The sequence below is a fragment of the Legionella hackeliae genome, assembly GCF_000953655.1.
GTDB classification, from domain to species: Bacteria; Pseudomonadota; Gammaproteobacteria; order Legionellales; family Legionellaceae; genus Tatlockia; species Tatlockia hackeliae.
Genome location: NZ_LN681225.1, coordinates 384,048 through 396,634 on the forward strand (window position 1 = coordinate 384,048; position 12,587 = coordinate 396,634).

The window sequence follows — 12,587 nt, forward strand, 5'->3', positions numbered from 1 at the left end:
TGGGTGAATAACAAATCAATTAAGGTTTGTGTTCTATTCTTGCCAGTCTATCATTAGAGAAATACAGACTTAAATGTTTAATAATTAAAGGACCAGCCCCTCTACGCCATGTGTAAGCATAGTCCCAACGCTCATTGTTGAATGTAGGACTTAAAAGACTCGTACCCATCAAAATTGCGACGTCATTTTTGCTCATGCCTAATTTCAGACGTTCAATTTTAGACTGTGGTAATAAATTTCCTTGCTGCACAATACGTCTGGCATAGTCGTAAGAAATACAGCCGCTTAATGCAAGGGACAACGCGGTAGTAAGAATGATGAGAATAGTTTTAATTCGCATTTTTTTGCCTGTTCTGAAAAATTTGGCCATAATATCATGTCAGCCATAGAAAGACACCTGGATAAAAGGTGTTTAATAGCCACAGAGGAGTGTCGGGTGGAAGAGAGCCAACAGCTAAAAGATGCTGGATTAAAGATAACAATGCCCCGTTTAAAAGTTCTGCAAATTTTGGAGCAGTCACGCGACCATCATTTGAGTGCTGAAGGGGTGTATAAAGCGCTCTTGGAAATGGGGGAGGATGTAGGGCTGGCAACAGTTTATCGGGTGTTAACGCAGTTTGAGGCAGCCGGTTTGGTCAATCGCCATAATTTTGAAGGTGGACACTCTGTCTTTGAACTAAGTCAAGGTACACATCATGACCATCTTGTTTGTGTGAAATGTGGCAAAGTCGAAGAGTTTATTGATGAGATTATTGAACAACGACAACAATTAATTGCCAAACAAGCAAATTTCAAGATGACAGACCATGCTCTAAATATCTATGGCCTCTGTCCTGAGTGCCAGAATAGGCCTTAAGCTGTTCTTAAGTTTCACATGCTATAGTTGCTACTAAATTATTCGTGATGTAGCTTAATATGAAAACAATAGGTCCGCTTTGGTGCCAGCAATTAGAGGGCTGGATTAGATTTTCAATAGAAGGTAACCACATTAAAGTCGATGTAGCTGTCAAAGAAACACCGACTAAAGCGACTGAATGGCATCAATTAGAAGGGGCTAAAGGTCCTTGGACTGTTTATTACAGTGATGGTGAAAAAGACATTGCTCCTGTGACTTATTACTTGGAAAATAACATTTTATATCGTACAGAAGGAAGAATTAATAACCATCAATCCTATGTACAAGGTGGTATTACCTATACTTATGTATATATAGATAGTCTCACTCCCGAAAAGCCAGAGTGGAGTTTCCACAATCCCATTAAAAGTAGCAATCCTTTCCCAAACTATAAGAAGGAAGACATTTCGCTAACACCTTTTCATGAATTGCCCTTAACCTCAGAACAACAGCTAGAAGCAGTTGCAAAAAAAGAAGCTGAACAAGTGGAACATCAACAACAATGGTTGGAGTGGAAGAAAAAACATGGAGCTAATTGGTCAATAATTGAGAAAACAGTTGCCGAGAAATATCCAGAATTTTTGGCTCAGTTGTTTAAAAACCAACAAATCACTGTAGATCCAAAGGATTTGGTTGATATTCATAATGAACTTATCGATCAAGTAAAATCACTCGCTGTTCCATTGGTGGACGGGACTCAAACTGCTCGAGAATACCTTGTTGCTCTTAAAGAGTCAGCAGAAGCTCCGAGCGATAGCAATCAATGGCTACAGCTTGCTGCATGGACACATTTTCAAGAAGCCTTTACGGTACTCTATCCCGCACTAAAAAATATCAAACTGTTTGCACAAATAAAACGTGACTATTTTTTACTGCTACTAAAAGAAGAGGGTAACTACCTCGCTGAGCAATTTAAAGTTGATATTGATTTTAGCACATTGGCATTTCCTGTCCCTTCAGTAAACACAGTGAATGAAGCAGACATAGAGTATGTGCCTGTAGTTACTGACGAGGATTATGTAATAGAAAGGGATACCAATAATCCTGATGAGAGTGACGTTGAATTTATTGCAGCAATTTATGCTTCATTGGATCAAGCGGAACAAAGAGAAATGTCGTCTGAAGTTGAAGAGTTGACGGAAGAAGAGCGGGCACAGATTGAAAGTGCCAATCTTCAGGATGCAATAAATCGTTCTTTGCATAATATTGACAACAATAGAGCTTCTTCTGTAGGCGATTTTGCGCCGGCAAATACTAACGCTGAAGAGCTCACCTCGCAACAAAAAGTAGAAGCAATTGTTCAAGCAGTTACTCAGTCACAACAAAATTATTCTGATTGGTATAATAAAAAACCTGGAACATATACGCGTGCTGACAACGGGTTTTTTACTTGGTTTAGACATACCACTACCGGTCAAAACCGTGCCGCAGCGTTAAGTGCAAAGGTAGTTGAATGTAGTACAGAACCGAAGAGTGATGATGAGAAATTAGAGTTTATTACCCGCGAAATCAACGAGTTTTTATGCGATGAAAGAACCAATTATCATATCCATTCATTCTCCTCGTTCTTACTGGATGAGTTAACGAAGATTAAAGATTCGACCTGGGATGGATTAACTCAAACAGGAAAGCATTACAACAAAGCAGAAATAATCGAGAAATTTAGCAATAACGATGTAAAATCAAAGATTCATTCACTATAATCAGTTTATCCTCCCTAACATGGATGTTACTTTTTCATGTATGAAGATTTAATTACCGCTTATCAAGCTACCGATCTACCTGTCATACAGTTAGGTGGTATTTTACTCAATGATCATTTACTTCCTGACGCTCCAGTAAACCTGGTTCTAAAAGCCTTCAACCGTCATGGTCTCATCGCCGGAGCCACTGGTAGTGGTAAAACCAAAACCATGCAGGTCTTAAGTGAGCAACTCTCTTTAGCGGGGGTGCCTAGTTTAGTCATGGATATTAAAGGCGATGTTTCCGGATTAGCCGTACCGGGTGACGCTACAGATGCCTTAATTGCTCGAAGTCAGTCATTAAATTTGACCTATACCCCACGTGCTTTTCCGGTAGAAATGCTGACATTGAGTGACGCGCACGACGGTGTTCCCTTGCGCTCAACGGTGACTGATTTCGGTCCGCTTCTTTTTTCACGCATGTTGGATGTCAATGAGACGCAAGAAGGTGTTATTACTGTACTTTTTGAATATGCAAAAATTAAAAGTTTACCCTTAATAGACTTGGCCGATATCAAAGCTCTATTACAATTTGTACAAACGGATGCCGGCAAAGCTGAAATTGAAAGCCAGTTCGGCGGAGTTCCAACCGCCTCTGTAGGCACTATTGTTCGTAAAATTATTGAACTTGAAGCCCAAGGTGGGAGTCAATTTTTTGGGGAACCTGCTTTTAACGTGTTGGATTTAGTGCGAACCAATGCAGAGGGCATGGGTATCGTTTCTATTTTACGTCTTGGTGATATGCAGGATAAACCTAAATTATTTTCGACCTTCATGCTTAAATTATTGTCGGATGTTTATCGTTTGATGCCTGAATTAGGAGATCCTCCTAAACCCAAATTAGTATTGTTTATTGACGAAGCGCATTTAATTTTTAGTAACGCCAGCAAAGCATTACTGAATTTATTGGATACAATGGTCAAATTAATTCGTTCGAAAGGTATCGGATTAATCTTTTGTACCCAAACACCTAACGATGTTCCTGACTCAATTTTAAGTCAGTTAGGATTAAAAGTTCAGCATGCACTTCGTGCATTTACAGCAAAAGATCGTAAAGCGATGAAATTGGTTGCGCAGAATTTTCCGCCATCCAATTATTATGAGACGGAACAATTATTAACTGCTTTAGCAATCGGTGAAGCGTTGGTAAGCGCCTTGGATGCAAAAGGGCAACCTACTCCATTAATTGAGTGTATGGTGAGGGCGCCAGAATCGCGCATGGGTGTATTGAGTCCCAACGAGTTAGCCCAAGCTGTTGCAACCTCGACACTGCTGCCAAAATACGAAAAGCGTCAAGAGCGAAGTTCAGCAAAAGAAATTTTATTGGCCGAGGCTGCAATCCATACACAAGCGAAAGACTCCTCAACGACAGACGCAAAAATGAAAAAGACAAAAGAAGATCCGTCTATGGTTGAGCAAATTACAAAAAATACGTTGTTTCGTCAGATAATACGACAAATTTTTCGGGATCTTACGCGTTCTATAATGTCTGCTTTGGGTGTTAAGAAAAAACGCTAAGGAAGAATAGAGTGTAATGCTGAGGCTAAGGCTTCTGCAACTTGCGTTACTGACTGACTGTTAGTCATTAGAGCCTGATTATTTTCAACCTCCAATCCCAGATAGGTTTCTTCGTCAAATTGAGTGCGCAAGAAACTCGTAAAGCCGTCGGTGATGCCACGATAAGGATAGTTAAGTCGCACCCGCAATCTCCCAGACTGAGTTTTAAGGGCTAATTTCCATGCTTTTGCCAGCGCTTTTTCCTTGATGCGTTTAGGATCATAGAGAAAGCCAATATCCGCATTACGCGCTAAATCATTCATGACAGGCGTAAAACTATGAATCGAGAAATGCCAGACTTGATAACCTAGATTAATGTAGTTACTAATGATGTTAATGACGTTTTCACGAAAAGGGGTATAGTACTCTTCAATGATAGCCTGTTTTTCTAGCTGGGATAATCCTGCGGTAATCTCTGAAAAACAAGCAGGGTTGGACAAACGGCGATTACAATCAATCAGCAATCTTGTCGCGTTGGCTTGTACCAAATCACAATTAAAAGACTGTTTAAAATAATTCGCAACACCGAGAGCTCCGAAATCGATTCCACGGTGAGTGTTTAATAAAGCCTCATGTCCATTGAAGTATTTTTGATAAGTTATCGGAACACTGTTTACTGCATGTTCACAACTTAAAACAAGTACACAAGGCTTCATGCTGGATTAAACAATTGGTTAGTCATTAAACAATGCGAAAGCTGACGGTAAACATGCATCAGGGTGGGGTGATTAATGTTATTCCCACAGGCGTTTAAAAGACGCTCGCTTAGATTGCCTTGGCTTAAAATAAATTCCAAAGCCCGTTGTGTTGAATAATCCAGTTCACCACTGACTTTCTCAATTAAGTGCGACCAAACATCACGCATAGTCATCGTCCGATTCGGTAATTGCCATTGTCGACTTAATTCTGAATCTTCAACCTGTACGGCAAAACCACTCTTAATGGTCTCATCATAAACTGCTTTTAGGCGTCGGGTTTCACAGGGCTTGTCTAGATAATAGAAGGAGTTGGTTTGCCAATGTTTTAAAATTGAACGGATAGCAAGAGCTATTGCAATATCTGCTTGTACACATTCTTGCGAATCCAAGATACGAATCTCAATGGCTTTGTAGTCAAACTTGGGAATGGCTGCTCTTGAGTTCAGCCATTCATATTGCAAAATCTTTTTAGGATCGTGTGGACTGATAGCTTGATACATAGGAGCTAGAATTTCTTGACGATATTGCTCTTCACTACTAATAAATTCAGGGATGATGCTTCCGCTAATTGAGGGAATGCCTTGCTGGTTTTTGCCGTAATAATAGAGACGAGAGTCGTTTAAACCTGTTTTTTTGCCGTCCAAAAATGGCGTACTTGCGGCCAAAGCCGGTAATAAAGGCAGGATCAAACGAATCGCGTTGTGTAATTGATTAAATTCTTCATCATTGGCAAAAGGTAAATTCACATGCATGCTTTGCAAATTCGCCCATCCATGCCCCTGGCAATTAAAAATGGCATCAAATTGATGATAAATGTCGCGGTTGCCATGTGGCCAGCGTTTAGTTTCTTTTAGCGGATCCATCCAGGGATGAGCACCTGTGGGCAGTAACTGTAAATTATTAGCAGCCAGCAACGGGTGTAATTTTTCAATGGCTTGTTGAAATTGCTGCGCAATAGGAGCGTCAGGTGGTTTCGGCCCATCATTTTTTAGCTCAAGCACATGGAGAACTAATTCGTTACTGACGGCGATGTCCCCTAAAGAGACTTCATTAACTAATTCATTGGCTAAGGCCTTAAGAATCAGGTCACTTTGAGGTTGCACATTTAAATGTTGGGTATCAACAAGCATATACTCAATTTCAATACCCAACACAGAAAAAATAGGGTAATCAGACATATCCATGTTTCCTGCGAATGCGTTGCAAAAATACACTCATAACATGTTGATAGAGTGATTCACCTAAAATTTTATCTTCAATCCCGAAGTCAATATTAGGATTGTCGTTCACTTCGATAATATAATGTTTATCACCCTGACTTTTTATATCAACACCATACAAGCCATCGCCAATTAGGCGGGTACACTTTAATGCGGTTTTAATGATGGCTTCAGGGACCTCATGAAGCGGAATCGTTTCTGTTGCGCCTTCACGTTTTTCTTTAATGGCGTCCCAATTGTAAATTTGCCAATGATTTTTGGCCATGTAGTAACGGCAAGCAAAAATGGGTTTATTGTCTAAAATACCAATACGCCAATCATATTCTGTGGGAATAAAAGGTTGCACTAAAACCAAATCAGAAATTTTGAAAAACTGGGTCAATGATTTTTGCAACGCTTTATTATCATCAAGTTTAACGACCCCATGCGAAAAGGCACTATCAGGTCTTTTCAGGACACAAGGAAATTCGATTTGGGGAATTTCTTTATCAAATTTACTAATGAAAATAGTCTCTGGTGTTAAGATTTGATGACTACGCATCAGTTCAGCGAGATAAACTTTATTGCTGCATTTAATAATGGATTGTGGGTCATCAATAACTACTAAGTTCTCTTGCGAAGCACGTCTTGCCATTCGATAGGTGTAATGATTAACAGAGGTCGTTGCGCGAATAAACAACGCGTCATATTCAGCAAGGGATTTGGTATCGCTTTTTTCAATAAAATCAACATTTAGCCCCATCGCTTCGCCAGTCGTCGCGAAAATATCCAGGGCCTTTTTATTAGAAGGCGCATTTGGTTCGACAGGGTCAATCAAAATGGCTAGGTCATGGAAGCGTTGCTTTTTACGCCATTGATGAAAGCGTTTTTTAGAAAGGTAGTTTTCTGCCGATTGCTGCATAAATTCTTTATGATGTTCGGGAATATCGGTTAAGGATAAAACCTGCAATGTTTTAATCCGCCATTGCTTCTTCTTTTCCAGGATGAAACGTATCAAAGGCAAAGGAAAAAGACCGTGAAGTTTTTTGGCAAGATTGGCATGGCATTTAGCCATATTTTGGCCAAAATACAAACTTAAAACAAACTCATCTCCTTTGATTTCATTTAAACTGTGTTGAATTTCTTCATCGACATCTTGAGAAATAAATTTAGATAATTCAGCATTCAGTGCGTCTTGAATACTATGCACGGAAGGTATAGCTTTATGATCACGTGCATGGGCAAGTAAAGAAACGTAGTAACCTATGGTTTGATGATTATAAGATTGACATAGGTTAATGACACGGATGGATTTACTTTGATAATAATTTTCATCGGATAAATAATCTGAAGCTTGGACAATAGCAGCAAGTGGGCTTAAAAATTCCCACCCCGAAGGATCGTCCGTAACGATTAATGTTTCCATTTATCACTCTTTAGGTTGAATTATTATTAAGTTAGCATCGTAGGTTAGAACGCCAACCATGATTGCATTAATTAAACGATTACTACTTACTTTATAGTAATTATCCTGGGAAATTGGATTTTCCCTATGCGGATCAGCGACAACAACCAGACGTTTCTTGTCATCATAACCACATAAAACAACAAAATGCCCACACGGGGTTCCGCGTATATCATCATAAATCGCTTCACTATTAATATAGCGCTCGCGAGAGCTGCGATATAGATAAGTAGCACTTAATCCGGTTAAAATGGGAATGTTTTGAGCAAAATAGTCCTTTAATAATTGTACACTCAAGGTTCGAAAACGTACCTCACCACCGAGCTCAAGATAATCAAGATAAGCTTGGCTAGCTTGCAAAATGCCTTTTGTTCTTTTGTGCCGCATTTGTGCAAGTAATTTTATTTTTAATACACTCTGGCAAGCGATCCCTTGCTCGAAATCAAACCACGTTGGATCAAAAATATTGAGATTATTAATGTAAAGAGTAACCTTAAATCCATGTAATAGGGCGTGTTTTCCCAGCATTGGAGCTAAAGTTCCGCCTGAAAGAGAGCGTTCAACATTTTTTATAACATCCGGTAAATCAAGATTCAAACCATAGTAACGATAAATTGCGTGTAAACTGGTAGGGCCACAGGTTTCATCATCAGGTTGTGTGTGTATCGTCAGGTCAATCATACTTGGTTATATATAAAATAAAGTATCATCCATTATGCGTTTAACGTTAGACCTCGAATGGGGATTTGTCAATCGTTCTTTCTGAAAGAAAAAATGTCAAAAAATTATGTTCAATCACTTATTCTTAAGAAAGGTAAATCAAAAAGTCTCTCTAGAAAACTCAGAACGGGAACTAAAAAACCAAAGATAAAAATGATAGCAATAACAGGAACATATCGTGAGTTTGTAAGCGCATGGCGTGAGCGTGTAATTTGTGTTCGTTGATGGCTTAATAGAAAAATAAGAAGGAGCAAACCATAAAAATAAAAAGAATAAATGAAAAATTTATTGGTTAGTTCAGTCATTTTTTTGCTGGAAAGGTAATCGATGGGAAAATTAAGTAAAAACAAACTTAAAAGCCATAAAATGTTGTGTTTAAAGTTGTAACCATGCAAGAAAAGAGTTTCCCAAGTAAGACAAAGTGGGAAAATAAGTAACGAAAAATAATATAACCAACCAAACGGGCTGAGCAGCAACATCATGGCTAAACTAAGTGCGAAAAAATGTTTATCCATTGCGTTTGCTTGCATTTTTATAGCGGTTTTCAAATACCACAAAAGCAGAACAATAAATGATAATCCATAGAGTGTGTTTACGAATATATGACTCTGAGTTTTGTTATTAGTATCAATGAAAATACGAAAAAAATAGCCGTAAATAGAAGCATTCCAATTATCACCATACCAGCGGATCTGAGACATCATGGAAAAATATTGTTGGTAGATGGTCATTCCGTATAGCAATATAGGAAGAATACAGAGTAACAATGTGACAGTGGACATTATCAAAAATGTCTTATAGCGCTTTTGCAGTAAAACATAAAAAAATAGCATTGCTGGAAAAAATTTTAGCGCAATAATAAAGCCCCACAAAATCCCTGCTAGACAGTCATTTTTTTTTACATAAAAATGATAGCCAAAGAGAATACAAAATAATAATAGAGCACCTAATTGCGCGATGGCTCTATCCATTAAAATGCCAAAAAATGCCAAGTAAAGAAGATAGAGATTAGGCCAATTTTGTTGATAAAAATCAGGGGAAAAGACAAGCTTAAATACAAGTCGGGCTGAGACTAATGATAAAATTAACGATACTAACCACCAGATTACAAGTGCCGTATGGTAGTTTAATTGGACCAAAGGATTAAACAATATAAGCACAATAGGTGGATTTAAGTTGCATGCTAATTTTTTTACGACAGGTAGATAGGTGGCAACTAATGTTTGATAAGGATTGTCCCCCATCGCTAACATTTGCGATGCCGAATAAAACGAGGCGAAATCAATGCCTTGTTGAAACGTCAAAATAAAATAGAAAAGCAATCCATAGCTGGCCAAAAGAAATAGAAATGCAGCACGTTGCCAATAGGCTAAATTCATTATGGGGCTTGGTGGTCATCAGAATTTCATTGTATTGATAAATTAATAATAATTGCAAATAAGATACAAAAGTTACCAGTATGTCTACTCTTCCTTGCAGACTTTAATTTCAAGTGAATTGCCTACAGTAACAAGACAGGTTAAGTGTTTGGATGAATTATAGATCTGGAGAAGAAGCTCATCGGAGGTTTCTGATTCAGCATTCAGCATAATTTCATAATTCAGATGGTTTGGAACTTTTTCCTCTCCGATCATAATGCATCTTGCAAAATCATTATCAATTCTCTTATGTTTTTCATAACATTGTTTCATGATTATGGAAACGGCGTTGATATAATCATCGGCCAATGCATTATGAAATGGTAGAGCTAATAGGGTGCAGAAGACGATATATTTCAGAGAAAACATAATTTTCCCCAATACCTATTTTTTGCATAAGTATAGTTGAATTTAGTCTAATTGTGCTTAAATAACCTTAATCGATAATTCCAAAATAAATGTTGCGACTTCTTCTGGGTTATCAGGGTAGTTAATTAATGCTTTAATTTCTATAGGCTTATTAATACGTTCTTGTTTTACTTTGGATTCTTCAATCATCGCTTTTACAATGTCCCCCTGATTGCAGACGAAATACACATCCTTTTCAGGACGACGCAGGAATTGGGCTTTGAAAGACTTAAAGACAACAGAGACATTTAATCTGGCTTGTTTGGCATGATAAAAACTGTGCATGCCCCCGGCAAGATCGGCTCCAACAGCCAGCGCACCAAAATACATGGACTTTAAGTGATTTTTACTGCGACGGGTTAGCGGTATTTTAACAACAATTGCTTGATCATTCAATTTGATTAGCTTAGGTCCCAAATAACCAATCAAAGGAATTTGAAAACGTCCAAAAGTCCAAAGAAAAAGTTTAAACCGGGTGAATGGTTTCATGAAGCTTCCTTGTCAATTTCTAGTCTTGAAATAATCTTTTTAACGCCCCGCACAGCAGTAACTCGCTTTATAATCGCGCTAATGGCTTTTTCTTGTTTCAAGCTGCCTGATAGGGTTACTGTGCCATTGGTAGTCGTTGCATTGATGCCAACTAAGGGGATGGATTCGTCATCAAACACTTTTGCCTTTAACACGGCGGCCTCAACTTTGGTAGTAATATAAGCATCGGTAAATGCTGTATTTACTTGCTTAATAACCAACTCATCGGTATCGACTTCTTTGACTCCCTTTGTCATTTTAGCGAGTCTTAGAGCATCAACGAACGCTTGACGATCTTTAACATGTCCGCGCAAAGAGACGACGCCATCATGAGTAGATACATAAATTTTCAATGGATTTAAATTGCGATTTTTTGTAAATTTTGCTGTGATTTTAGTCGTAATAACCGAGTCACTAAATTCTTGTTCAAATTCTTTCAAATTATTATCAGCATGTGCGCATGCAACTACGACTATAAGAAAGAAACTGACGAAAAATTTAAGTATTGCTTGCATGCTGTGTTTCCGTTAAAAAATCATGGCAAAGAGTATACCATTTTAATAAAGTCAACCAAGGTTTTTAAGCTGATTTTACAAAATCTTAAGAATAGGAGATGAAGGATATGCCCCATCTAACGTTGGAATACAGTTCTAATATCATTGAAAAAGATAAGCTGTTGAGTTTTTTTTCAGAATGTCATGCAATTTTGGCGACTTCTCTTCCTGCAAACCTGGCAAGTTGCAAAAGCCGAGCACTTTGCAGTGATATTTTTTACATTGCAGATGGAGACTCTAAACATGCTTTTATCCATCTTGACATTAAAGTAATGGCCGGTCGTAGCGATGAAACATTACAAAGCACAGCGCATCAACTAATGGAACTGCTTAATATTTACTTTGAGGAGTCAATGAAAAAATTTCAACTACAAATTTCTATAGAAATCAGTGAATTAGGTGAGTTTTTCTTAAAATCTACCCGCTAAGGTTTACTTTGTGATACATTGTGATTACTATTTGCTCTTTTTGCTTATTAAGAGGCTCTCATGAAAGTTAAAGTGAAATATCTGCCTAGTGCTTGGTGTTTCCAATCTACAAAATACACCCCTTCGCAAGTTGATGAGCGAATTAAGCTGGCTTTATTAAGATATGTGATAGAGGATCAAAAAATATGCCCTCAAAATTACAGTGAAGATATTCCAACATTTTTTATTGTTTCCAATCTGGTTAAATTGGGTTCTAAGTGGTCGTTTGATTTTAGCGAGCGAGGGGACGATTTAATTAAAAATGCAATTATAGATCCTCGCAATCCAATGGGAAAAACTGTAGTGACTGTTTATGAAGGAGTTACTTCTGTTCTTTACGACCATGAGAGTGAGGATATAGCGAAAATAGTAATTGGTTAACTTAAATTGTGGGACAAAATTTAATGTCTCACAATATTAACACTTTGCACCATAAAAGGAGGGTTATTTCCCTTAATAATAATGACTGAAAAATCCAGTTGAGAATGTAACTCCGGAATCATAAACGATTGATTCACTCGCCAATAATAAATTCCGGAAAACACACCTTGCTCTGTTATGCTGGGTTTAGTTAAGGGGTAAGGATGTATAGTCAGTTGTTTCTTTTTTACCTCTGTAATTTGTTGGCTAAAAAAATTATGTAAAGCTGACCAGGCATTTAATGTATAACGCTTGCGTAAATCAGCAAAGTCAGTGTCAGTTTCGTTATAATTGATAGATAATGTGGCTAGTAAAGTTTGTTGAGACCATGCAGTGACATCAAGATCATTATCATTTGCATAATGAATAGATGGCGTAAAAAAACAAATGAAAAGTAAGGGCATTATTAATCGTTCAAATTTCATGATAGTCCTTATCATGCATTATGACTATACTCCTTACAGCTCAGTCACAAAATTATTTGTTTAAAAAGTATAGCAGAGCTATACTTGTTTT

15 protein-coding genes are annotated in these 12,587 nt (G+C 37.8%); 5 read left to right on the plus strand and 10 right to left on the minus strand.

Annotation, left to right across the window (positions count from 1 at the left end; translation table 11 throughout):
- Positions 1-19: 19 nt before the first annotated feature.
- Positions 20-370 (minus strand): outer membrane protein assembly factor BamE, encoded by a 351-nt coding sequence (locus LHA_RS01815; RefSeq protein WP_045105022.1) that lies wholly within the window; start codon positions 368-370, stop codon positions 20-22.
- 66 nt (positions 371-436) lie between these two features.
- On the opposite strand from LHA_RS01815, the gene fur reads away from it, so the two are divergent.
- From fur to LHA_RS01830, 3 genes are read left to right on the plus strand one after another with little or no spacing between them, the layout of a single operon-like run.
- Complete coding sequence (fur, locus tag LHA_RS01820) at positions 437-856, plus strand: ferric iron uptake transcriptional regulator (protein ID WP_045105023.1); 420 nt, start codon at positions 437-439, stop codon at positions 854-856.
- Between the two features lie 59 nt (positions 857-915).
- Positions 916-2,598: a hypothetical protein gene (locus LHA_RS01825; protein ID WP_045105024.1), complete on the plus strand. Its 1,683-nt coding sequence runs from the start codon at positions 916-918 to the stop codon at positions 2,596-2,598.
- A 36-nt stretch (positions 2,599-2,634) separates the two neighbouring features.
- Entirely contained in the window at positions 2,635-4,155 is a 1,521-nt protein-coding gene (locus LHA_RS01830) for a helicase HerA-like domain-containing protein (RefSeq protein WP_045105025.1), read from the plus strand.
- On the opposite strand, the gene LHA_RS01835 is transcribed toward LHA_RS01830, so the two are convergent.
- From LHA_RS01835 to LHA_RS01870, 8 genes are all read right to left on the minus strand, one after another.
- A complete protein-coding gene (locus LHA_RS01835; RefSeq protein ID WP_045105026.1) occupies positions 4,152-4,850 on the minus strand; it encodes an N-formylglutamate amidohydrolase in 699 nt (232 codons plus the stop codon). The genes LHA_RS01830 and LHA_RS01835 overlap by 4 nt on opposite strands.
- A complete protein-coding gene (locus tag LHA_RS01840; protein WP_045105027.1) occupies positions 4,847-6,070 on the minus strand; it encodes a glutamate-cysteine ligase family protein in 1,224 nt (407 codons plus the stop codon). The genes LHA_RS01835 and LHA_RS01840 overlap by 4 nt, the downstream gene beginning before the upstream one ends.
- On the minus strand, positions 6,063-7,517 hold the full coding sequence (locus LHA_RS01845) for a RimK family protein (RefSeq protein ID WP_045105028.1): 1,455 nt from the start codon (positions 7,515-7,517) through the stop codon (positions 6,063-6,065). Before LHA_RS01845 ends, LHA_RS01840 begins: the two co-directional genes overlap by 8 nt.
- A 3-nt stretch (positions 7,518-7,520) precedes the next feature.
- A complete protein-coding gene (locus LHA_RS01850; protein ID WP_045105029.1) occupies positions 7,521-8,237 on the minus strand; it encodes a C39 family peptidase in 717 nt (238 codons plus the stop codon).
- Between the two features lie 110 nt (positions 8,238-8,347).
- Positions 8,348-9,655, minus strand: coding sequence for a glycosyltransferase family 87 protein (locus tag LHA_RS01855; RefSeq protein ID WP_045105030.1), 1,308 nt, complete (start codon positions 9,653-9,655; stop codon positions 8,348-8,350).
- An 84-nt stretch (positions 9,656-9,739) separates the two neighbouring features.
- The gene (locus LHA_RS01860) at positions 9,740-10,063 is read right to left on the minus strand and encodes a hypothetical protein (RefSeq protein ID WP_045105031.1); all 324 of its coding nucleotides are present in this window, start codon (positions 10,061-10,063) and stop codon (positions 9,740-9,742) included.
- 57 nt (positions 10,064-10,120) lie between these two features.
- Positions 10,121-10,591: a PaaI family thioesterase gene (locus tag LHA_RS01865; protein ID WP_045105032.1), complete on the minus strand. Its 471-nt coding sequence runs from the start codon at positions 10,589-10,591 to the stop codon at positions 10,121-10,123.
- On the minus strand, positions 10,588-11,145 hold the full coding sequence (locus LHA_RS01870) for a BON domain-containing protein (protein ID WP_045105033.1): 558 nt from the start codon (positions 11,143-11,145) through the stop codon (positions 10,588-10,590). The genes LHA_RS01865 and LHA_RS01870 overlap by 4 nt, the downstream gene beginning before the upstream one ends.
- A gap of 107 nt (positions 11,146-11,252) precedes the next feature.
- Between LHA_RS01870 and LHA_RS01875 the strand changes: the two genes are divergently transcribed.
- Positions 11,253-11,612, plus strand: coding sequence for a 5-carboxymethyl-2-hydroxymuconate Delta-isomerase (locus LHA_RS01875; RefSeq protein ID WP_045105034.1), 360 nt, complete (start codon positions 11,253-11,255; stop codon positions 11,610-11,612).
- A gap of 60 nt (positions 11,613-11,672) precedes the next feature.
- On the plus strand, positions 11,673-12,032 hold the full coding sequence (locus LHA_RS01880; RefSeq protein ID WP_045105035.1) for a hypothetical protein: 360 nt from the start codon (positions 11,673-11,675) through the stop codon (positions 12,030-12,032).
- Between the two features lie 20 nt (positions 12,033-12,052).
- Here LHA_RS01880 and LHA_RS01885 read toward each other — a convergent pair whose 3' ends face one another.
- A complete protein-coding gene (locus tag LHA_RS01885; RefSeq protein ID WP_045105036.1) occupies positions 12,053-12,496 on the minus strand; it encodes a DotI/IcmL family type IV secretion protein in 444 nt (147 codons plus the stop codon).
- Positions 12,497-12,587: the final 91 nt, after the last annotated feature.